At 70.1% G+C, this 22,965-nt stretch carries 13 protein-coding genes and 1 pseudogene; 6 read left to right on the forward strand and 8 right to left on the reverse strand.

From position 1 onward, the window contains the following. Window positions 1-20 precede the first annotated feature (20 nt). The gene (locus tag OG735_RS12185; protein ID WP_327323179.1) at window positions 21-1,589 is read left to right on the forward strand and encodes a DUF1996 domain-containing protein; all 1,569 of its coding nucleotides are present in this window, start codon (window positions 21-23) and stop codon (window positions 1,587-1,589) included. Between the two features lie 84 nt (window positions 1,590-1,673). On the opposite strand, the gene OG735_RS12190 is transcribed toward OG735_RS12185, so the two are convergent. Next, window positions 1,674-2,168 (reverse strand): hypothetical protein, encoded by a 495-nt coding sequence (locus OG735_RS12190; protein WP_327323180.1) that lies wholly within the window; start codon window positions 2,166-2,168, stop codon window positions 1,674-1,676. A gap of 105 nt (window positions 2,169-2,273) precedes the next feature. Here OG735_RS12190 and OG735_RS12195 point away from each other — a divergent pair, with 105 nt between their 5' ends. The 4 genes from OG735_RS12195 (at window position 2,274) to OG735_RS12210 (ending at window position 9,287) form a co-directional block, all read left to right on the forward strand. Continuing rightward, the gene (locus OG735_RS12195; RefSeq protein ID WP_327323181.1) at window positions 2,274-5,378 is read left to right on the forward strand and encodes an alpha-N-acetylglucosaminidase; all 3,105 of its coding nucleotides are present in this window, start codon (window positions 2,274-2,276) and stop codon (window positions 5,376-5,378) included. 126 nt (window positions 5,379-5,504) lie between these two features. Then, window positions 5,505-6,305, forward strand: coding sequence for a tyrosine-protein phosphatase (locus OG735_RS12200; protein ID WP_327323182.1), 801 nt, complete (start codon window positions 5,505-5,507; stop codon window positions 6,303-6,305). A gap of 47 nt (window positions 6,306-6,352) precedes the next feature. Next, window positions 6,353-8,413, forward strand: a complete 2,061-nt coding sequence (locus OG735_RS12205) for a hypothetical protein (RefSeq protein ID WP_327323183.1) — start codon at window positions 6,353-6,355, stop codon at window positions 8,411-8,413. Window positions 8,414-8,537: 124 nt separating this feature from the next. Continuing rightward, window positions 8,538-9,287, forward strand: a complete 750-nt coding sequence (locus tag OG735_RS12210; RefSeq protein ID WP_327323184.1) for a TetR/AcrR family transcriptional regulator — start codon at window positions 8,538-8,540, stop codon at window positions 9,285-9,287. Here the strand turns inward: OG735_RS12210 and OG735_RS12215 are convergent. Beyond that, window positions 9,272-9,622: a 5-carboxymethyl-2-hydroxymuconate Delta-isomerase gene (locus tag OG735_RS12215; protein ID WP_327323185.1), complete on the reverse strand. Its 351-nt coding sequence runs from the start codon at window positions 9,620-9,622 to the stop codon at window positions 9,272-9,274. The two genes, OG735_RS12210 and OG735_RS12215, sit on opposite strands and share 16 nt — an antisense overlap. A 113-nt stretch (window positions 9,623-9,735) precedes the next feature. Between OG735_RS12215 and OG735_RS12220 the strand changes: the two genes are divergently transcribed. Beyond that, window positions 9,736-10,245: a GNAT family N-acetyltransferase gene (locus tag OG735_RS12220; RefSeq protein WP_327323186.1), complete on the forward strand. Its 510-nt coding sequence runs from the start codon at window positions 9,736-9,738 to the stop codon at window positions 10,243-10,245. A 6-nt stretch (window positions 10,246-10,251) separates the two neighbouring features. Here the strand turns inward: OG735_RS12220 and OG735_RS12225 are convergent, their stop codons facing one another. From OG735_RS12225 to OG735_RS12250, 6 genes and pseudogenes are all read right to left on the reverse strand, one after another. Continuing rightward, window positions 10,252-11,850, reverse strand: a complete 1,599-nt coding sequence (locus OG735_RS12225) for a fused response regulator/phosphatase (RefSeq protein ID WP_327323187.1) — start codon at window positions 11,848-11,850, stop codon at window positions 10,252-10,254. Between the two features lie 67 nt (window positions 11,851-11,917). Beyond that, window positions 11,918-17,188 carry a pullulanase-type alpha-1,6-glucosidase gene (pulA, locus tag OG735_RS12230; protein ID WP_442812598.1) on the reverse strand — a complete coding sequence of 1,757 codons (5,271 nt, stop codon included), beginning with the start codon at window positions 17,186-17,188 and terminating at the stop codon, window positions 11,918-11,920. Window positions 17,189-17,496: 308 nt separating this feature from the next. After that, window positions 17,497-18,876: pseudogene (locus OG735_RS12235) on the reverse strand (alpha-amylase); the annotation flags it as partial. A gap of 318 nt (window positions 18,877-19,194) precedes the next feature. After that, window positions 19,195-20,265, reverse strand: a complete 1,071-nt coding sequence (locus OG735_RS12240) for a LacI family DNA-binding transcriptional regulator (protein WP_327323189.1) — start codon at window positions 20,263-20,265, stop codon at window positions 19,195-19,197. Beyond that, the gene (locus tag OG735_RS12245) at window positions 20,250-21,917 is read right to left on the reverse strand and encodes a glycoside hydrolase family 13 protein (protein ID WP_327323190.1); all 1,668 of its coding nucleotides are present in this window, start codon (window positions 21,915-21,917) and stop codon (window positions 20,250-20,252) included. The genes OG735_RS12240 and OG735_RS12245 overlap by 16 nt, the downstream gene beginning before the upstream one ends. Window positions 21,918-22,017: 100 nt before the next feature. Next, a complete protein-coding gene (locus tag OG735_RS12250; protein ID WP_327323191.1) occupies window positions 22,018-22,944 on the reverse strand; it encodes a sugar ABC transporter permease in 927 nt (308 codons plus the stop codon). Between the last annotated feature and the right edge of the window lie 21 nt (window positions 22,945-22,965).

Here is a 22,965-nt window from a genome sequence, read left to right on the forward strand (position 1 = left end):
CGACGAAGCAGAGGAGTTCCATGGGACACGCAACGAGAAAACGCTCGACACTGGCGAACCGGGCGATCGTCGCCTCCGCCGCATTGATCCTGGGCGGGGGTGGGCTGGTCGCGGTCAATGTGTATGCATCCGCGGGCGAAAGCCATTCCGGTCAAGGCTCCAATTGGACGAAGAAGGCCGCCGGGCAGCAGGTGTCGACCATCGACTGCCCCGAGGTCGCGAACGGCCTCCCGGACGTGCCGCCTCAGGCGCGCCAGGAAGTCAACGGTGAGCTCGCCAAGATGGACAGCCAGATCACCGACGCGTACAAGAGGTTCGCCGACCAGAAGCAGCAGGTCCAGAGCGATCCTCAATGGGGCAAGAACGCCATCCTGAATCCGCTCAGGGACAAACGGCGGGCCAGCATCGACCGGATTGCCACGGCCATCGGTCGGAACGGTCAGCGTCCACAGGGCATGCAGGACCTCGCCGATTGCTCGCTGCAGGCCGACGACGGCAACGCCCAGAACGACGGCCAGAACGACGGCCAGGGTGACGCCAACGGCGCCGACCAGAACGGCGCGAACAACAACGGGAAGGACGGCGCCGACCAGAACGGTGGTCAGAATGGTGACCAGAATGGCGGCCAGGACGACGGTCAGGGCAATGGCCAGGGTCAGGGCCAGGGTCAGGGCAATGGCCAGGGCAACGGCGGCGGACAGGGCAATGGCCCCGAAGCCTCCGACTTCGTAGACATCCAGTCCGTCCAGCCGAACGTCGCCCAGCCCCAGCAGCGCCGCCGCGGCTCCAAGGGAACCTTTGTCACGGAGTGCGGAAAGAACGAGAACGGCAAGTTCAATCCGGACAATGTCATCGTCGCCCCTGGTGTGAGCAATGGCGCGCACCATATGCACGATTACGTCGGCAACCAGGCCAACGACGCGTTCGCCAGTGACGACGATCTGGCAAACGGTGACACCAGCTGTCAGAACCAGGGCGACAAGTCCACGTACTACTGGCCTGTACTGCGACTGCAGAACGGGCAGAACGAGAACGACGCCCAGGCGGACGGCGGCGGCAAGGACCAGAACGTCGGAGAGATCCAGACTCCGTCCCAGGTCACGCTGAATTTCGTCGGCAATCCGGCGAGCAAGGTCACCGCAATGCCTCGTTTCCTGCGGATCATCACCGGTGACGCCAAGGCATTCACCAACGGCGATGCGAACGCCAATGCCTCCTGGAGCTGCACCGGATTCGAGGACCGTCAGCTGAAGGACAAGTACCCGATCTGCCCCCGAGGCAGCCAGGTAGTGCGCTCCTTCAAGTTCCAGAGCTGCTGGGACGGCCAGAACACCGACAGTGCGAATCACCGCACCCATGTGGCGTTCGCGGACGCCAACGGCAACTGCGGAAACGGATTCAAGGCGATCCCGCAGCTGGTGCAGCGGATCGTGTACAACGTCCCGCCGGGCCCCGGCTTCGCGGTCGACTCCTTCCCGGAGCAGCTGCACAAGCCGGTCACCGACCACGGTGACTTCATCAACGTCTTCGACGAGAACCTGATGAACAAGGTGGTGAACTGCATCAACAGCGGCCAGAAGTGCACATGATCCACTGACTCGGAAGGCTGGAGCGGCTCCCCAGGGTGGGGGGCCGCTCCGCTGTGACCAGCCCCCCACCCCGTACTTGCGCGGTCAGCTCCCGTGGTGCCCCGAGTGGCCCCCCGCGCTCTCCCCGGTGCCACCGCTGCTCCCGGAGTGGTGCTGAGCGCCGGTCTCCACCGAGCCACCGAGCCGGCCGCGCAGGGCTGTGACCACCTTCGCGTCGCCGACCGCGACCCACTTTCTGCCGACGAGATATGAGCCGCCGTAGTCGTTGGCCTCGTTGATCCATTCACGCTGGCCGCGGTCGGTGGCAAAGGTGGCCAGCACATACTTGCCGTCACCCGTGGTGCAGTTGGCCTGCCGCAGCTCGGCCGCATTCGTCTGGATGTTCGGCTTGCACTCGGCCTTCGCCGCCAGCTGCTCCAGGCTGCCCGTCGCTGTCTTCGGCGGCTCAGGACTCTTCTCGCCGCCGCCACGCCCATCGCCGTCATCGCCCGCTCCGCAGGCCGCGGCAAGGGTCAGCACCAGAACTGCCAGTGCTGTCCGGGCCGTACGCCTCGCGCCGGTGTTCGTACTCGTACTCATCCGGCCATCGTGCCCTCTCGCACTCCTGTCGGGTAGCCGAACGACGGGTAACCTGCGCGACACGCACGCACCTGTTGTCACTTGAACAACATGTAAGGAGCGCTGATGAACGAGCTGTCGAGACGTACTCTGCTGGGCACCGCCGGAGCGATCGGCATCGGCGCGGCGTTAACCGGGCACACTCCCGCGTCCGCCGCCGAAGCGGCCGGAGCGGCCGGAGCCGCTGCCCCGGCCGCGGCGGAAGTGTTCTCCACGACACCCGCGCAGGACTCACTCCAGCGGCTGCTTCCCCGCCATGCCGGCCAGTTCCGGCTGCGGGTCCTCGAAGGCCCCGAGCGCTTCCGGGTCACCGGTTCCACCGGCCGTATCGAGGTCGCGGGCACCAGTCCGGCCGTGCTGCTCACCGGAGTCCACTGGTACCTCAAATACGTCTGCCGGGCGCACATCTCGTGGTCCGGCAGCCAGCTCGATCTGCCCGGACTGCTGCCCGCGCCCCGTGACGCGCTCGAGCGTTCGGCGACCGTCCCGCACCGGTTCGCGTTCAACGACACGCACGACGGCTACACCGCCCCGTACGCCGACTGGGCGCGCTGGGAGCGGCTGCTCGACGTCCTCGCCCTGCACGGCTGCAACGAGGTGCTGGTGACCCCCGGCCAGGAGGCCGTCTACCACCGGCTCCTGCAGGACTTCGGGTACACCGACACGGAGGCCCGCAGCTGGCTCCCCGCACCCTCCCACCAGCCGTGGTGGCTGCTGCAGAACATGAGCGAGTACGGCGGCCCGCTCAGCCCCGAACTCATCGAGAGACGCGCCGGCCTCGGCAGACAGATCGCCGACCGGATGCGTGAGCTCGGTATGCACCCGGTCCTGCCCGGCTACTTCGGGACGGTCCCGGACGGCTTCGTCGCCCGCAACGCCGGCGCCCGCGTCATCCCGCAGGGCACCTGGAACGGCAAGCGCCGCCCCGACTGGCTCGACCCGCGAACTTCGAGCTTCGGCGACGTCGCCGCGGCCTTCTACCGGCACCAGGCGGAACTCTTCGGCGAGGTCGGCCACTTCAAGATGGATCTGCTGCACGAGGGCGGCACCTCCGGGGACGTCCCGGTGGCCGACGCCGCCCGCGCCGTCGAGAAGTCCCTGCAGACCGCACGTCCCGGCGCGACCTGGGTGATCCTCGGCTGGCAGTCCAACCCGCGGCCCGCGCTGCTCGGCGCGATCGACACCGACCGGGTGATGATCGTCGACGGTCTCTCCGACCTGGACACGGTCACCGACCGGGAGACGGAGTGGGGCGGTGCGCCGTACGCCTTCGGCACCATCCCCAACTTCGGCGGCCGTACGACGATCGGCGCGAACACCGACCGGTGGACCGCGAAGTTCACCGCCTGGCGCGACAAGCCTGGCAGCGCGCTGGCCGGCACGGCGTACATGCCGGAGGCCGCCGAGCGCGATCCCGCAGCCCTGGAGCTGTTCAGCGAGCTCGCCTGGCGCGAGGGGCAGATCGACCGGGACGCGTGGTTCGAGCAGTACGCCGATGTCCGCTACGGCGGCGAGGACCGCTCCGCGCGCACCGCCTTCGCCGCGCTCGCCGCGACCGCGTACAGGTTGACCAGCACCGACGGCCGCCCGTACGACTCGCTGTTCTGCCGCCGACCGAGCATGACCTCCTCCATCGGCACGGCCTTCGACCCGGCCGGGTTCGACCGGGCCTTCGCCGCGCTGCTGGACGTACGGCATGCGCTGCGCGACTGTGACGCGTACCGCCACGACGTGACCGATCTGGCCCGCCAGGCGCTCGCCAACCGCTCGCGCACGCTCCAGCTCCCGCTGCGCGCCGCCTACCTGGACAAGGATGTGGACACCTTCCGTGCCCTGTCCGCGCTCTGGCTGAAGCTGATGCGGCTGAGCGACACCATGGCCGGCTGCCATCGCTCGTTCCTGCTCGGTCCCTGGCTGGAGGATGCCAAGCGGCTGGCCACCGGTCCGGCCGAGGCGGTGGAGCTGGAGCGCACCGCCCGTGTGCTGCTCACCACCTGGGCGGACCGGGCCGCCGCCAACCAGCTCAGCAACTACGCCAACCGGGACTGGCACGGACTGATCAACGACGTCCATGTGCCGCAGTGGGAGGCGTATCTTCAGGAGCAGGCCGCGGCGATGGCCGAGGGCCGCGCACCCAGGTCCTTCGACTGGTATCCGGCGGAGGAGGCGTGGACGAAGGACCGGCGCGCCTATCCGGTGCGGCCGACGGGTGACGCGTACCGCACCGCCCAACGCGTGTACGACACCCTCGCCACCGCCCCGTACCAGGGCTTCGTCTCCGTCACCGCGGACCCGCCGGCCTTCACCCCCGGCAGCACAGGCACCGTCGCCGCCACCTTCCGCAACTTCAACGGTCTGCGCTCCACAGGTCGCGTCGACCTGGCCCTGACCGGCCCGGCCGCCGAGCCGCAGGGCCCGACCTTCCTGAAGAGCGTGCCGGCCGGCGGCGCCAGCACGGTCTCCTGGCGGGTGACGGCGCCCCCCGAACCGCTCACCGAGCCGCTGGTCGCCATGGACTACGAGCTGCGCGCGCAGTACGGACCGCGCGGCGAGGAGCGGGTGGCTGTCACGCAGAAGGGCAAGCTGCAGCTGGCGGCGCCGCTGGATCCCGAGTGGCGCACCTTCACCAGCAACGCGGCCGTCTTCGGGCAGGTCGGCGACCGCTACGCGATCAATGGCGCGGGCAACGACCTGTGGAGGGGAACCACACAGTTCGGCACCGCCTACCGGGAAGGCGCGCTGACGGAGGGTGTGAGCGTCGTCCTGCGGGTGGACTCCCAGGAGAACACCAGCAGTTGGGCCCGGTCCGGCATTGTCGTACGCAACAGCCTGGCGAAGCCGGGGGACGCCGGGTTCCTGAATCTGGCCGCGACCCCCGGCCAGGGCATCGTGCTGTCGTACGACACGAACGCCGACGGCACCCTGGACACATACCTGCGCATCACCGGTATCAAGGCCCCGGTGCTGCTGCGGCTCACCCGGAACGCCGGGTCCTCCTTCACCGGCGCCTGCTCCACGGACGGCGGTGCCACCTGGCGCACGGTCGCCACCGTCTCCGTGCCGGGGTCCGCCGCCGTCCAGGACGTGGGGCTCTTCATGAGCGCGACCAGCGGGGGCAGCGGGGCCAGGGGCACGGTGCACTTCAGCGGCTGGTCGGTCACGGCGGGATGATCCGCTGCCCGCGGCACCGGCACAGCCGGTGCCGCGCCGGTGGCGTGACCGTCGACTACCGTTCCGCACAAAACACTACCAATCGGTAGATATCGACCGCACGATCAGTCAGGGAGCCTTTCCGCCATGACCGCGATCCCCGCCCACACCGTCGCCAACCTCCGCGACCTCGGCTCCATTGCGCTGCCCGGCGGCCGTTCCGTACGCCCCGGTCTTGTCTTCCGCTCCGGGATGCTCGACCGGTTCGACGCCGCCGCCGATCCGGTCGTCGCCGCGCTGGGGATCCGTACGGTCGTCGACTTCCGCACCGAGACGGAGCGCCACGCCCGCCCCGACCACGTCCCCGGGGGCGGGCGGCTGCTGCTCGCCGATGTCTTCGCCGACCAGGTGGCCTTCGGCCGGCTGCCGGTCGCGGCCCAGCTGAAACAGGTGCTGAGCGATCCGGCCGTCGCCGAGCGGGAGTTGGGCGGCGGCGGGGCGCAGACGCTCTTCGCGCACGCCTACCGTGCCTTCGTCATCAGCGACTCCGCGCGGCACGCCTACGGCGCCTTCCTCAGCGAACTCGCCGAGCCCGGCGCGGGACCGCTGCTCTTCCACTGCACGGCGGGCAAGGACCGCACCGGCTGGGCAGCGACGATCCTGCTCACGCTCCTCGGCGCGACGCCGGAGACCGTCGAGGCGGAGTACCTCTCGGTCAATCCTGCGGTACGGCAGGCCTTCGCGTCGCTCGTCGAGGGTTTCATCGCACAGGGCGGCGACCCGGAGACCGCCCTCGCGATGATCGGCGTGTTCCCGGAGTATCTGGCGGCGGCGCTGGACACGGTCGCTGCCCGACACGGCACGATGGAGAGGTACGTGCGCGAGGGGCTCGGCGTCCCGGACCAGGCGGTCGAACGCATCCGGGAACGGCTGACAGCGACGAGCTGAGTTCCTGGGCCTGGTGACCGTAGGACGATTCGCTCGTTCTGCTGAACGTGCGCCCACAGGATGTCGTCACCCCGCCCGCTCCCGCTCCCGCTCCCGCCCCCATCGCCGGCCGTGTCGAGGTCGAGCAGGCCGAAGCGGCCCTTGTCGAGCACTACCCCCGGCTCGTACGGATCGCGTATCTCGTACTGCCGCCGTCACTCGGCCGCAACCGCCGTGTACTGACCGCGCACGCCCTCGCGCAGCGCTCGCTGCCGCGCGGCCGCACCGCTCCCGCAGGCGCCACAGACGCCATGGACACGGCGATCCCGGCCTCCCGGCGGGCGCCGGGCGATGCCGACCCCGGCTATGCGTATGTACGGGGAAGGGTGCTGCGCCAGGCCCTGGACGCCGGACTCCCGCTGCGGCGGCTGGCCTGGCCGAAGCGCTCGCAGCTCCCGCCGCTGCTGCCGCATGTGTGGGGTCTGCGGGTCTTCCCGCGCTCGGGCGGTGCCGATGAACTCGCCCTGGACCAGCGCCTCTCCGCGCTTTCGGGGCCCGCGAGGGCGGCGTATGTGCTGCGCGGCCTGGAGGGGCTGCCCGACGCCGAGGTGCAGCAGGCCCTCTGCGCGGCCGGGGTCGGTGATCCGCGGGCCGCGCTGGCCGAGGCGGACGGCATGGACCCGGTGGCGGCGGGAGAGAGCCGGGGTGGAGAGGGCACGGAGGGCAGAGACGCCGAGGGAGGGGGCACTGAGGCGAAGGGCGCTGCGGTAAAGGGCGCTGCGGCTCTTCTCGAATCCTCCGAGTTCGACCCGTGTTCTCTGCAGGCGCGCCCCACCGATCTGATGCGCCGCCGCCAGCACGGCAAGGCGGCCGTGGTGGCGGCCGCGGCCCTCGCGGTGTGCGGCGCGCTGCTCGGGCTGCCGGGCGACGGCTGGGGCCCGGACGGTGCGGCCGCGCCGCCGTACGCACGTAACCCCGCGGCCGAATCCGCCCTGGACCCGGCCCGGTTGACGCTGGTCTCCGCCTCGGCGTGGCAGCGCTCGTCCCGTACTGACTTCTCCGTCTGGCCGGCCCGCGGCGGTCTCACCGAGGACCGCGCGCTGCTGCGCCGCGCGCTCGCCGTCTGGGCCAGGCCCGGCAGCGCGGTCCAGGTCTCCGCGACACCGGGCACTCCCCCGGGCCCGCCGATGGGCTCGCCGCAGCTGCTGTACGCGGGCGAGGTCGACCAGGCACGTGTGGTGCTGCTCCACGACGGGCTGCGCGTGGTCCGCTATGCCGAGCCGAAGGACGGCACCGGCGGTGTGGCGCTCGACTTCGCGCGGACCGACGGCGCCGACGCCGCCTCCTCGGCCGCGGTTGTCGCAAGCCGTACCGATGGCAGTGTCCGCTATCTGACGGCTCCTTGGGTGCGGAAGACGTCCGTACGGGATCTGCTCGACCCGGCGGTCGGTCCGCGTCCCCTCCAGCGGGGCACGGACGGTGTGACCAGCCCGCTGTCGAGCCCGGCGCAGGCGCGGGACTGCCGGTCCTGGGACGTGCTGGAGGTGCGCGACGAAACGGCCGAGCGGCTGCTGACCGACCTCGGTGAACTGACCCCGGCCAGGCTCACCTCAGGGCCGCCGTCCGCCCCGAAGGACGTCACCGGTCAGGCGGCCCGCGCCTCGTGGGCCCGTACGGCCTGTCTGCTGCCCGGGGTGCGCGCGCACGGCGTGCGCAGCGTCAACTCGTGGCAGTACGCGCAGCAGTCGCTGCCCGAGTCGAACGGCACGGCGGCCTGGCTGTGCACGCGCGCGGAGACCTGGCGGGGTACGGGGAGCCGGGTCATGGCGCAGTTCCAGGCACCGGGAGCGCAGGCGGGTGCGCCGGGTGCGATCGCTGCGCGGGCCGAGGACTCGCCGTCCTGCGGAGTGCGGGATCCGCGGGTGCTGGCGGGTGTGCTGTGGAAGTCGCAGGCGGGGCACTGGTTCGTACTCGCGGCGGGAAGCGAGCAGTTCGCGTCGCTGGCCACCTCGGGCGGGGTAGACGGCAACGCGAAGGGTCATCTGCTGGCGGTACAGGCGAAGGAGGGTGCGCGGGCGGAACTGAACGGCCGCCTGAAGGACGGCCGTCGGGTGGGTGCGCTGCACTGAGCGGCTCCCGGAATTCTCCGGCTCACCCCGGTCGCTGCGGTCTACCCGCCAGTACGTCGACGGCATGTCGTAGAGCCTCGACCCGTCGGCCCGATATGCGTTCGCTGCCCGTTAGGGTGTTCGCATGACGACCGGGGTACGCCGCAGGATGGGCGTCGAGGAGCGCAGGCAGCAACTGATCCGTGTGGCGCTGGAGCTGTTCAGCAACCGCTCGCCCGACGATGTCTCGATCGACGAGATAGCCGCGGCCGCCGGCATCTCGCGGCCGCTCGTCTACCACTACTTCCCGGGCAAACAGAGCCTGTACGAGGCCGCGCTGCGGCGAGCCGCCGACGAGCTGGCCGCGCGGTTCCTGGAGCCGCCCGAGGGGCCGCTCGGGGCGCGGCTGCTGCGGGTCATGGGACGGTTCTTCGACTTCGTGAACGACCACGGGCCCGGGTTCTCGGCGTTGATGCGGGGCGGTCCCGCGGTCTCCGCGGGCGGAGCCTGCTCGAGGGACGCGGATTCGGCGACGAACGCGATGATCGACGAGGTCCGGCAGGCGGCGTACGAACAGATCCTGGCCCATCTGGGGATCGGCACTCCGCCGGCGCGCCTGGAGTTGGTCGTACGGTCGTGGGTGTCGCTCGCCGAGTCGACGGCGCTGCTCTGGCTGGACGGGCGGCGCATTCCGCGCGCCGAGCTGGAGTTGCAGCTGGTGCACGACTTCGCAGCGCTGTGTGCGGTGAGTGCGGCGTACGACGAAGAGATGGCGGGCATCCTGATCCGCATCCTCGTGGACGAGCCGGCCGACGGCCCGTTCGGCGATCTGGTCGGCCGGCTCATGACGCTGGCGCCCTCGCTCTCCAAGGTGCCGACTCAGCGCTTGCGGTAGGACGCTTCCAGGTCACGCACCTCGGCGGAGACGACGGGCACAACGCCCTCGGCCGGCTTCAGATGGCCGGCCAGCAGGTCCAGGACGACTTCCGACAGTTGCGCCTTGAGCTCGGGGGCGCGGCCCGGCAACAGGGCGATTCCGATGTGGATGACCGCGTCGTCGGGCGTACCTGCGGCCACGACCGTCTCGTCGACACGGCGGAACCTGGTCTTGCAGGTGTTCAGTTCGGTGTCGATCGTCTCGACGATCAGCGGGTGCAGCGCGAGCGCGAAGCCCCGGCGGTCGAAGGAGGATTCCAGGTTCGCGGAGTAGTCGACGGTGATCTGCGGCATCGGGCCCTCCAGCACGGCTGACAAGGGATGGTCGGGGAACAGTGGGGACCTGGTCGGGCAGTTGCGGGACCCGCCCTTGGGCAAGTGTCCATGACCCCGTCAATAATGCTGGAATGAAGATCATCTGTCGGCTCGCCGCCCACACCGATGTGGAAACCCTCGTCGCTCTCTTCGACGGGGCCGCCCGCTGGATGCAGCTCAACGGCATCGCCCAGTGGAAGCCCGGCGACAAGGATGCCGACCACTTCCGGCACTGGATCAAGGAGGGGGAGGTCTGGATCGCGGAGACCGCGGACGGCGATGCGATCGGGGCGTACGAACTGTGGTGGGAGGACCAGCCCGCCTGGGGAATCCAGCCTCCCGTGGCCGGGTATGTGCACCGGCTGATGATCGACCGGGATACGGCTCCGGCCGGGTTCGGCAGGCTGCTGCTCGCGCACGCCGAGCAGCGGATCGCCGATACCGGGCGGGAGTTCGCACGGCTCGACTGTCTGTCGAACAATCCCGCGCTGCGGACGTACTACGAGGCGGCCGGCTACCGCGTCGCGGGTGAGGAGCCGGGCAAGGTGGCGAAGGACGGCAGCCGTTACGGAGTGATCCTGCTGGAGAAGGCGGTCGGATGAAACCGGTCAGCTGAGGCCCGTCAGCTGAAGAGCCAGCAGCGCGACGTCGTCCTCCCGGGTGCCGAAGCAGTCCAGCAGGGTGTCGCAGAGAGCGGCGACGCCCCGCGGCGCGTGGGCCGCGGCGTGGCGGAGTCGTTCGAGGGAGACCGTGAGGTCCGTGCCGCGGGTCTCGATCAGTCCGTCGGTGACCATCAACAGCCGGTCGCCGTAATTCAGTTGGGCAGCGGTCGGTTGCGGACGCTCCAGGTCGAGGCCGAGCAGCGGGCCGGAGACCGTCAGGTAGGACGTCTCGCCGTCGGCCGTGACGACCAGCGGGCGGATATGGCCGGCGTTCGCGATCCGGGCGCGGCCGGTGACCGGGTCGATCAGGGCCAGGCAGACGGTGGCCGTGGCCTCCGGGTGGTAGCGCTGGAGCATCCGGTCGAGGCGGTGCAGCAGCACGGCCGGGTCGCTCTCGTCGGTCGCGTACGCGCGCAGGGCGTGCCGCAGTTCGACCATCACGGTCGCCGCGTCCAGTGAGTGGCCGACCACGTCGCCGACGCCGACCAGCAGTCCGGCGGGGGTGGAGAGGGCGACATAGAAGTCCCCGCCGATCTCGGCGTTCCGGGAGGCGGGCACATAGCGCAGAGCGAGGTCGGCGCCGGGCAGGGCGGGCGGCTGCTGGGGCAGGAAGCTGCGTTGCAGGGTCAGTGCCACATGGCGTTCCTCGGCGGCGGTGCGCAGTGTCCCGGCGGTGAGGGCGGTGGCGTGGGCCAGCCGGCCGAGCAGATGTGCCGTGTCCGGGTCGTTGGGGGCGTAGGCCGGGCGGGCCAGACAGACCGGCGGCTGGCCGGGTCGGCTGCGGGCCAGCAACAGGGCTGCGCCGCCGGGGACCTCGGGGACGAAGAATCCCGGCGGCCACAGGGGCGCGGGCGCCATCACGGGATGTACACCCGAGCGGCCCGCCATGCACCGCTGCAGCAGCTGGGCCACGGCCGTGCGGGCGCCGGAGTCCGGCGGGGAGCCACAGCGCCGCGGGCTGCCCGCGTACAGCGTGTCCTCGGCGCCGAAGACGAAGGCCGCCGCCGGGCCGCCGGTGAGCCAGGCGGTCGCGGCGGCGGCGAGATCGGCCAGTTCCTGCGGGCCGTGCGCGCAGTGCAGCTCCGTGATCGCGGCGGCGAGCCGGGTCAGCCGGCCCGCCTGCGCCTCGGCGTCGTGACGGGAGCGGGCCCCGCGCAGCGCGGCCCTGATCACCGCCTCGATCTCCTCCGGTTCGACCGGGACCGTCAGATAGGCGTCGGCACCCGCGTCGAGTCCGCGGCTGCGGTCGCGCGGGGTGATCGCCGCGGCGCTGAAGTGCACCACCGGCATCGCGGCGATCACCGGATGGGCCTTGATCCGGCGGCAGAGGTCGAAGCCGTTCATGTCGGGCAGGCCGATGTCAACCAGCGCGGCGTCCGGCAACGCACCCGACCTGAGTCTCGTATCGAGCTCGATCAGGGCGTCGCCGGCGCTCGCGGTGGACACGACCCGGTGGCCTGCCCGGCGCAGCACCGCGCCCATGGCGTAGCGGTTGGCCTCGAGGTCGTCGACGACCAGCACAGTGGCACCGTCGGCTTGGGTCATGTCGCGCATCTCCTCGGACCGAGGACACCCCGCCCCGTAGTCGGCCCACCACGCTAACCCGCTTCGGTCAACTGCGGGCGAAAACGGCAACGCTACGCGCCGGTACGGTGAAGCTTCCTGAACTCCCTTCGTACGAAGCGGACTTGGTGATAAAGTCCGCGCCCGCGGCCTGTACCGGGTGGAGCGCGTACGCCTTACCGGCCAGCGCCGTGACCCGCTGCGTCTGCCGCTCCGGTGTGGCGTTGAAGACCACGACCAGATCGCCGACGCGCATCGTGATCACGCCCGGGGTCTCGTCCTTGCCGGAGAGCGGGAAGGAGACCGCGGACTGCACCTCACCCGCCGTGCCCAGGCTGAAGGCCTTCTCGGTGGTACGGATGGTGAGCAGGTCCCGGTAGGCGGCCGAGGCGCCGGTGATCTGCGGGCAGCCGACCGTGATCGACGTCAACAGCGGCTTGGCGTACGGCCACTTGGTCTTGTTGTCGGCCTCCGGCGGCAGCCCGCGGCCGAAGCCGTTGCCGTCCCGGCAGTCCCAGTGGATCGCGTTGAACCAGTCACCACTGTCGTACGAATTGCGGTCCAGCGACTTGGAACGGAGCAGGTCCGTCCCGGCCTGCGAGAGCGCCGGTCCCTGGGAGAGGGCCGCGGTCGCCATCGCCAGCACCTGCATACGGGCCCGGTCCGCCGGTGAGGTGGTGGGCGGGAGCTTGAAGGCGAGCGCGTCGTACAGCGACTCGTTGTCGTGTGCGTCCGCGTAGGCGAGGGCGTCGCCGGGGGCGGCGGCGTATCCGGCCGGGGCGCCGTTGTAGTCGACCTCGGAGCCCTTGACGCTGCGGCCGGAGCTGTCGGTGAAGGAGTACGCGGCGAGATTGCCCGTCAGACCCACCTTGATCAGGTCCTGGTAGTGCAGCAGCCGGGCCTTCTGCTCGGCCGGAGTGCCGTTCGCCGCCGAGGAGTTGGGGTCGGTGTAGAGGCCGGAGGCGAAGCCCTGCACGCCCGGGTCCTCGTCGAAGGGCCCGCCGCCGCGCACCGCGTCACGGGCCCGGTCGGAGAAGGTCGCCACCCCCGTGCCCGCCATGTTCTTCTGGGTGGCCTGGACGAAGCGGGCATCGTCCGCGATCTCCCCGAAGTTCCAGCCCTCGCCGTAGAGGATGATCTTCTTTCCGTCCACGCCGTCGCGCGCGGGCGTCAGCTCGTCGAGCGCCTTGCGCACCGCGAGGATATTGGCCTTCGGATGGTGGCCCATCAGGTCGAAGCGGAAGCCGTCGACCTTGTACTCCTTCGCCCAGGTGACGACCGAGTCGACGACGAGCTTGCCCATCATGGCGTTCTCGGGCGCGGTGTTCGCGCAGCAGGTGGAGGTGGCGACGGTGCCGTCGGCGAGCAGCCGCTGGTAGTAGCCCGGCACGATCTTGTCGAGCACGGACTTGTCGGCCTGTCCGCTCGCCACGGTGTGGTTGTAGACGACGTCCATGACGGTGCGCAGGCCGCTGGAGTTCAGGGACTGCACCATCTGCCGGAACTCGACCGTACGCCGGGTGCCTTCCGGATCGGAGGCGTACGAGCCCTCCGGAACGGTGTAGTGCAGCGGGTCGTAGCCCCAGTTGTACGCGTCCTTCGCGGCGGCCTTCGCGATGCAGGCCTGCTGCTTGTCGGAGTCCGGCGCGTACACCAACAGATCACAGTCGGGCACGGACTGGTCGGACTTCTTCTCCGGGATGGTGCCGATGTCGAAAGCCGGCAGGAGGTGGACGTAGGAGGTACCGGAGGCGGCGAGCGCGCGCAGATGCTTCATGCCCCGTGAGTCACGGTCGGTGAAGGCCAGATACTGCCCCGGGTGCTTCGATGTGCGGTCCGCGACCGAGAAGTCGCGGATGTGGAGCTCCTGGATCTGCGCGTCGCGCAGCGGTGTCGCGGCCGGCTTCCTGAGACCTGTCCAGCCCGCCGGGGCGAGCTTCGGGTCGGCGAGGTCGATGACCAGACTCCGTGCCGAGTCGGTGGTCAGGGCGGTGGAGTACGGGTCGGTGACCTTGTTGGTGACGAGCTTCTGGACGCTGGGCGCCCAGACCTTCACCGCGTATCTGTACTGCTTTCCGGACCAGCCCTTGGGGCCGGTGACGGACCAGACGCCGCTCGCGTCGTCCCGTCGCATGGCGACCGTTGTGCCGTCGAGTTCGAGCGAGACGGAGTGCGCGGTGGGAGCCCAGAGGGAGAGGGTGGGGCGGCCGCGGTCGAAGACCGGTCCCAGGGCTGCCTGGGTGGCCTTGCCCGCGTACAGGTCGTCGAGGATCCCGGCCGTCTGGACGCCGGTTGCGGCGAGCAGCGCACCGTTGGCCGCGCGCTGGGTGGCGATGAGCTGGCCGCGCAGCGACTGCCGGACCCGGGCCCGGTCGCGGGTGTCGACGGTGAACGCCGGATAGTCCTTGAGGTGCGGGTACTTCGCCTTCTGCGCGTCGCTCAGAGTGGCGGAGGTGAGACGCAGCCACCGGCCTTCGCCGGACAGTGCGCCGTCCTTGACGGTGATGCCGCCGTCCGCCGCGTACACCAGCTGCTGGCTGGTGGCGTCGGTCGCCTTCACCTTCCAGACCACGGTGTTCCGGTCGATCCACTGGGCCTCGGCCTTGGCGAGGTCGAGTGAGGGCGCGCCGCCGGTCTGCGGCAGCAGATACTTCGGCTGCCCGGCCAGCAGCCAGACCTCGTTCGTGTACGTCGCGAGGTCCAGGGATTGGTCGGTCGGCAGGTCCTTCTGGTCGCCCTTGTGGAGGATGTAGCTGAGCGAGGTCGCGCCGGCGGCGAGCGGCACCTCGAAGGTCACTCCGTACGCGTCCTTCTTCACCGGCTGGAGCGGCTTGGACCAGTCGGTGGGCGATGCGGCGCCGGTCCAGGTGTGCAGACCCCAGCCGTCGTAGTCGCCGTCGGCGCGGTTGTAGTGGAGAACGGCCTTCGCCCTGTCCTGCGGCGGGTAGGCGCCGTCGGGCGCGGTGTCCGACTGGCCCTCCTTGCCCTGGGCGATCCACACCTGGCCGGTGCGGGCCAGGTCGACGGTGCGTTGCGGGCCGTCCGCGGTGCCGTTCCTCTCGACGGTGTACGGGACGGTCGCGGCGCCCTCGGCGAGCTTGACCCAGGCGAAGGCGCCGTACGCGTCACGGCCGGTGAAGGCGATCTGCTGGGTGCCGGTCCTGAGCTGCCAGCCGTCGTAGTCGCCGTCGGGCCGCTGGTAGTGGACGACCGCGTAGTCGCGCTCGACGGCCACCGGCTTCTCGGGCGGCGGTGCCTGGCCGGCGGTCGTCTCCGCCCGGTCACTGGCTGTACGTCCCGCGCCGTCCACCACAACTGCCTTGTAGCGCAGGGAGGTTCCGGCCGCCACATCGACGTACTGAGTGACCTTGTACGGGGCGTGGTCGGCCGAGCCGAGGGTGCGCCACTTGCCGTTGCCCGCCTGGGCGGCGAAGACGACGCGGTTCAGACCTCCGCCGTTCACGTCGGCAGCGATCTCGACGGTGCCGGTGGCTCCGGCGGCCGGGGCCTTGAGGGTGAGCGTGGGCTTGGCGGCGGGCGCGGCGAACGGCTTCGCGGCCCGGAGCACGACGGAGGACAGCGCCGGCACGGTGACGGTGATCTTCCCGTCGACGGCGTGCACCGCGCCCGAACCGCCGTACAGCGCACGGAAGTCCGTGGCGTCCGCGGGGATGGTCACGGTCTTCGCGCTGTCCGCGTTGTTGACGGCGACGAGATACTCGATGGGCCCGGTGCGCGCCTTGGTGTCGGTGCGGGAGAAGGCGTACACCGAGTCCTTGGCGTACCGCTCCGTCTGGACGCCGTCGCGCAGCGCCGGGTGCTCCTTGGTGAGCTTCGAGAGCGCGGCGATCGAACGGTAGACGGGATGCGAGGTGTCGTACGCGTCGGACGCGTGCGTACGGTCCGTGCCCAGCTGGTCGTCGTCCAGATAGTCCGCAGTCCTGGAGGCGAAGAGGCTCTGGCGGGCGTCCTTGTCGCCGCCCGCGCCGGTGAAGCCCTGCTCGTCGCCGTAGTAGATCACCGGATTGCCGCGGGAGAGGAACATCAGCTGGTTGGCGAGCCGCGCCCGCTTCAGCAGCTCGGCGTCGTCGGCCTTCGGGTTGTCCTGCTTGAGGAAGGTGCCGATGCGGCCCATGTCGTGGTTGCCGAGGAAGGTCACCTGCTCATAGGCGTTGGCCTTGTCGCTGGTGTAGCGGTAGTCGTTCCCGAACACGTCGGCGAGCTGGTCGGCGGACGCGCCCTGCGAGGCGTAGGCGCGGGCCGCGCTCTGGAAGGGGAAGTCGAGCGTGGCGTCGAGCCGGCCGCGCGTGACGTACGGCGAGGTGATCGCCGTGTCCCCGGCGAAGATCTCGCCGAACATGAAGAAGTCGTCCCGGCCGCGCTTGGCGGCGTATGCGTCGAGCGCGGTGGCCCACTGGGTCCAGAAATCCATGTCGACGTGCTTGACGGTGTCGATACGGAAGCCGTCGATGTCGAAGTCGCGGACCCACTTCTCGTAGATCTCCTCCATGCCCTTGACGACCTCGGGACGCTCGGTCCACAGGTCGTCGAGGCCGGAGAAGTCTCCGTACTCGGAGCTCTCGCCCGCGAAGGTCGAGTCACCGCGGTTGTGGTACATCGTCGGGTCGTTGAGCCAGGCGGGCACCTTCTTCCCGCTGCCCTTGGGCGTGTACGGGAAGGAGCCGGCGTCGACCTTCCCGATCCCGGCCCGGTCGTCGAACGGGCGGCCGCTGCTGTCCAGGTACGGATAGGCGCCCTTGGGGCGGTAGCCGTACTTCTTCTCGGCGTAGTCGACGGTGTCGGCGGTGTGGTTGGTGATGACGTCGAAGAAGACCTTCATGCCCTTGGCGTGGGCCTTGTCGATCAGCTTCTCGAGGTCGGCGTTGGTGCCGAAGTGCGGGTCGACCTGGGTGAAGTCGGTGATCCAGTACCCGTGATACCCGGCGGACGCGTCCTTGCCGGTGCCCTGGACGGGCCGGTTCTTGAAGATGGGCGCCATCCAGATGGCGGTGGTGCCGAGGCCCTTGATGTAGTCGAGCTTGCTCGTCAGGCCCTTGAGGTCGCCGCCCTGGTAGAAGCCCTTGTCGGTGGGGTCGTATCCGGTTTCGAGGCGGTCGCCGTCGAGTCCGCCGCGGTCGTTCGCCGTATCGCCGTTGGCGAACCGGTCGGGCAGGACGAAGTAGAACTGCTCCCGCGTCAGGTCATGCCGCGCGGGGGTGTCGGCGAGCGCGCGGTCGGAGGGCGGGGCGGGGGGTCTGGGCGCGCCGGCGGCCGGCCCGGCGGATATGAGCGCCGCGAGGAGGGCGGCGGCGGTGCCTATGGCGGTGCCGGCCGCGCTGACGCGGGGGGTGGTGGTCACCGGTTGGTTCTCCTTGGGTGGGGACGCCCTTCGGGCGTGTCCTCAATCGCCGGACGGGCTGCAATGCAGCCCCGCCGGCGATTGAGGCGCGGGGTCTGGGGCGGAGCCCCAGGTCGGACGGTGCCAAATCAAGCCCCGCCGGCCATTGAGGCGCGGGGCTCGGGGCGGAGCCCCAGGTCGGACGGTGCCAAATCAAGCCCCGCCGGCGATTGAGGCGCGGGGCTCGGGGCGGAGCCCCAACAGGAGCCCCGCCCCAGCAAGGGCTAGCCGCAGGCGCGGGCTCCCGCGTGGAGGGCCACCGCCGTGTTCGGGGGCAGCGTTGCCGTGAACTGGCCCGAGGCGCTGACCGTCACCGCACGGCCCGACTGCACGTCGCAGTAACCACCCGCCGGCAGCGACGTCTGGAACGTGCGGGTGAGCGACGACGACTCGTGGTTGATGGCGACGTACGCCTTCGAACCCCGCCCGAACGCGATCTGGTCCCCGCCGTTGTCCCACCAGTCGACGACGCCCTGACCGCGCGCCGTATTGCGGAACGCGACCATCGACTTGATCTCCGGCCAGGCATGCTGGCACTTCCAGCCGTCCTGCCAACAAGCGTTCACCGTCCCGCCGTTGGGCGGTCCCGCGTCCTTGTCCGACCACTCGTAGCCGGAGTGGACGTCCGGCGATCCGTACGGCCACGCCAGCATGAAGACATTCGCGAGCGTGTAGTTGGCGCCGTCCTTGTAGTTGAGGGTGTCGCCGCCGCGCTCGGTGTCGTGGTTGTCGACGAAGACCCCGGACTTGCCGGACTCCATGTACCCCCACCCCTCGCCGTAGTTCTTCAGATAGGCGAGGTTCTCGTTGTTGAAGACCCGCTTGAGGTCACGGGCGTACCGGAACTCCTGGACGTCGCCGTTGCCCAGGTACTCGCTGGGCGAGACCGCTTCGCCCGCCCCGTAGATCGCCTCCTGCTTCCAGTACACGCCGGGATTGCCGAGCCTGGACTTGATGTTGGCGAGGTCCGCGGCCGGCATGTGCTTCGCAGCGTCGATACGGAAGCCGTCGACGCCCAGCGAGAGTAGGTCGTTCAGATACGTGGCGATTCGGCCGCGTACGTAATCCTCACCGGTGTCCAGATCGGCGAGCCCGACAAGCTCACAGTTCTGGACGTTGGCGCGGTCACCGTAGTTGGTGATGTTCGAGCGGCAGTCGTCCATGTCCGCGCCGGAGTAGGTGCCCGGGTAGTTGTACTTCTCGTACGAGGAGCCGCCGGTACCGGTGCCCGACGCCGACGCCATGTGGTTGATCACGCTGTCGACGACGACCTTCACACCTGCCGCGTGGCAGGTGCTCACCATGCTCTGGAACGCGGCGCGGTCGCCGAGCCGGCCAGCGATCCTGTAGCTGACGGGCTGGTACGAGGTCCACCACTGCCCGCCCTGAATGTGCTCCTGGGGCGGAGAGACCTGGACATAGCCATAGCCGGCCGGGCCCAGGGTGTCGGTGCACGCCTTCGCGACCGACGTGAACTTCCACTCGAAAAGGACGGCCGTGACGTCCTTGTCCCCCGGCGGGGTCGCCTGCGCGGCGCCCGTCGGTGCAACCACACTCACCGCGGCGCCCGCCACAAGGGCGAGCGCCGCGGCCAGAGGTCTGCCGGCCATTTTTCCTCCTGCATGGGGGGAGGTGCGGGTGACGGTGCAGCCTTGTCCGGCAACGCGCCGTGCCCGTAAGGCCTTTGAGGGTTCTTGCTGCAAGGCAGCAGAAAGTTATTGCGGTCGCGACCGTACGAGCCTCCCCGGTCCGGGGTCAACCCTTCGGACACACTCTCGTAGCACTGCGGAAATCTTGCTGTTTCCCAACTGCAAGACCTTTCGCAAGTCTTGCAGAGGTGCTACTTTCAGCCAGGGCTCCGGGCCGGCCGGCCGGGGGGCCGGCAAGCCCGGTCCCCACGCGCTCGGCCGGCCGGTCCGGTTACGCGTCTACCGGCGCGCCTGCGCGGTGGTGCCCCGGACCACGAGTTCCGGCTGGAACACATACTCCGTGCTCTGTACCGGACTTCCCTGCAGCTCCTCCAGCAGCGCGCCGACCGCCGCGGCCGCCATCGCCTTCACCGGCTGGCGGATCGTCGTCAGCGGCGGATCCGTGAACGCCACCAGCTGCGAGTCGTCGAACCCGACGACCGAGAGGTCGTATGGCACATCGAGGCCGCGCTCCCGGGCCGCCCGGACGACGCCGAGCGCCATCATGTCGCTGCCGCAGACAATGGCGGTGCACTCCTTGTCCAACAGCGCACCGGCCGCCGCATGGCCACCCTCGACACTGAACAAGGAGCGCTGGACCAGCTGTTCGGCCGCGGCGCCGGTGTAGCCCAGGATGGAGGCGAGGCCGTCCAGAAAGCCCTCGGTCTTGCGGTGGGCCGGCACATAGCGGCCGGGACCGATCGCCAGACCGATCCTCTCGTGCCCCAGTTCGGCCAGATGGTGCACAGCCATACGCATCGCCGACCGGTCGTCGCAGGAGACGCAGGGCGCGCTGATGCGCTCGCTGTACCCGTTGATGAGGACGAACGGAACTCCCCGGGCGACGAGTTCGGCGTACCGCGTGTGATCGGCCGAGGCGTCGGAGTGCTGTCCGGACAGGAACACGATGCCGTTGACGCCGCTCTCCTGGAGCTGTTCGACCAGCTCGTCCTCGGTCGCGCCGCCCGGCAGCTGGGTGCAGAGCACCGGGGTGTAGCCGTGTCCGGCCAGGACCTGCTCGATGGCCTGGGCGAACGCGGGGAAGATCGGGTTGATGAGCTCGGGGGTCAGCAGGCCGATGAGACCCGCACTGCGCTGCCGCAGCCGTACGGGCCTCTCGTATCCGAGCACGTCGAGCGCCGCGAGCACCCGCTGACGGGTACCGCTCGCCACGCCCGGTTTGCCGTTCATCACGCGGCTCGCGGTCGCCTCGCTGACCGAAGCCTGAGCCGCGATGTCCGCGAGCCGCGGGGCGGTGCCGGTCTGGACGGCGCCGCCCCGCGACGGGGGAATCGTCACACCGTCCACCACACAGCGGTGTCCGCGGGCAGCTCGGCCTCGCCCCCGGCCGTCCGAACAGCGCTGCCGGCCAGCAGTACGCGGCCGGGTGCCGGTATCCGTACGGCCGTGCCCGTCGTATTGACGGTGCAGACAAAGCCGCCTTCCCGGCGGAAGGCGAGCACACCCTCGGGCGCCTCCAGCCACTCGACCGCGTCGCCCGCGCCCAGCGCGGGGTGCGCGCGGCGCGCCGCGAGGGCGCTGCGGTACAACTCCAGGGTCGAGTCCGGGTCACCGGTCTGCGCCTCGACGCTCAGCCCTGCCCAGCTGTCCGGCTGGGGCAGCCAGCTGCCGCCCGCGCCGAAGCCGTACGACGAGCCCTGTGCGGTCCACGGGATCGGCACCCGGCAGCCGTCGCGGAAGCCGTCCTGGCCCTCCGTGCGCCCGAAGGCCGGGTCCTGCCGGACCTCGTCGGGCAGGTCGGTGACGTCGGGAAGACCGAGTTCCTCGCCCTGGTAGAGATAGGCGGATCCGGGCAGCGCCAGCATCAGCAGGGTGGCGGCGCGGGCCCGTCGCAGTCCCAGCTCCCGGTCGCCGGCCTCACGGATCTGGGTGCCCGCCGGCGGGCCCGCGAAGCGGGTGGCGTGGCGGGTCACATCATGGTTGGAGAGCACCCAGGTGGCCGGGGCGCCGACGGGCCGCATGGCGTCCAGCGACTCGTCGATCACCCGGCGCAGCTCGTCCGCGACCCAATGGGTGCCCAGGTACTGGAAGTTGAAGGCCTGGTGCAGCTCGTCGGGGCGCACGTAGTTGGCGGTGCGCTCGACGGTGGGTGTCCACGCCTCGGCCACGGCGATGCGGTCGCCGGGGTACTCGTCGAGGATCTTGCGCCAGGCGCGGTAGATCTCGTGAACGCCGTCCTGGTCGAAGAAGGGCATGACATCGCTGCCCAGCAGTTTCAGCTGGTCGCTGCCGCCGATGTCGGGCAGGCCCGGCGCCTTGACCAGGCCGTGGGCGACGTCGATCCGGAAACCGTCGACGCCCATGTCGAGCCAGAAGCGCAGGATCGAGCGGAACTCGTCCGCGACGGCCGGGTGTTCCCAGTTGAAGTCGGGCTGCTCGGGGGCGAAGAGATGCAGATACCAGTCGCCGGGGGTGCCGTCGGGGTTCTCGGTGCGAGTCCAGGCGGAGCCGCCGAAGATGGACTCCCAGTCATTGGGGGGCAGTTCGCCGTTCTCCCCCTTGCCGGGACGGAAGTGGTAGCGGTCGCGCAGCGCGGATCCCGGGCCCTCCCTCAGTGCGCGCTTGAACCATTCGTGGGCGTCGGACGAGTGATTGGGCACCAGGTCGACGATGATGCGCAGCCCGAGTTCGTGGGCGTCCCGGATCAGCGCGTCGGCGTCCAGCAGCGTGCCGAACATCGGGTCGATGGCCCGGTAGTCGGCGACGTCGTAGCCGGCGTCGGCCTGCGGGGAGGCGTAGAAGGGGCTCAGCCACACGGCGTCGACGCCGAGTTCCTTGAGGTACGGCAGTCTGCTGCGGATGCCCGGAAGGTCGCCCATGCCGTCGCCGTTCCCGTCGGCGAAGCTGCGGGGGTACACCTGGTAGATGACGGCGTCTCTCCACCAGTCCGCGGAAGCCGCGGGCAGGTCGGCGTGATGGGCGTCAGCCAGGTACTGGGTCATTCTCGATCCCTCTGAGGCTCGGTACAGCGATTCGGGCGAAACGTCGGGCAGCAGGGCGCACCCGGCCGGTCAGGCAGCCGGGTGCCCCGGTTCGTGGGGGTCAGGATTTGGCGGCGCCGGCGGTGAGGCCGGTGACCAGATGGCGCTGGACCAGGTAGAAGAACAGCGACGCGGGGATGGCGATGAGCACGGAGGTCGCGGCCATCAGGTCCCACTGGGTGTCGTGCTCGCTGATGAAGGTTTTCAGGCCGATGGCGAGGGTGTACTTGTCGTCGCTGAGCATGAACACCGACGCGTAGGCGACCTCGGCCCAGGCGGTGAGGAAGGTGTAGAACGCGGCCACCGCGATACCCGGCCGGGCGAGCGGCAGGATCAGCCGGTAGAAGGTGCCGAACGGAGTGAGTCCGTCGATCCGGCCGGCTTCGTCGATCTCCGCGGGGATGGTGTCGAAGTACCCCTTGAGCAGCCAGGCGCAGTACGGGATCGCCGTGGTGCAGTAGACCAGGATCAGCGCCCAGTAGGTGTCGAGCAGACCCAGGTTCGCCAGGATGTTGTACAGCGGCACCATGAGGATGGCGACCGGGAACATCTGGGTGACCAGGAAGGTCCACATCAGCTGACGGTGGCCGGGGAAACGCATCCGGGAGACCGCGTAGCCGGAGCTGGCGGCGATGAACACGCCCAGCAGGCAGGTACCGAGCGCGACGATCAGCGAGTTGACGAACCACTGGAGGAACGACGTGTCGTTCAGGACCGTCGTGTAGTTCTCGAAGCTGATCTTGTCGGCGATGTCGCCGGGGTGGAGGAAGTCGGTCTTGTCCGGGCCGAGCGAGATCCAGGCGATCCAGCCGATCGGGAAGGCCGCGACAAAGCTGGCGATGATCAGCGCGCCGTGGATCAGCAGGGATACCGAACGGGGGCGCTCTCCGCGCCTCAACTGCCTCTTGCCCGAGGCGCGCTTGCGGGGCGGTCCGGCGGTGGCCGCCTCGGCCGCTCCCGCGACCCGGACATCTGCTGTGGTGCTCATGAGGTTGGCCCTCTCTTTCGT

Source organism: Streptomyces sp. NBC_01210, from assembly GCF_036010325.1.
In the GTDB taxonomy this organism is placed as follows: Bacteria; Actinomycetota; Actinomycetes; order Streptomycetales; family Streptomycetaceae; genus Streptomyces.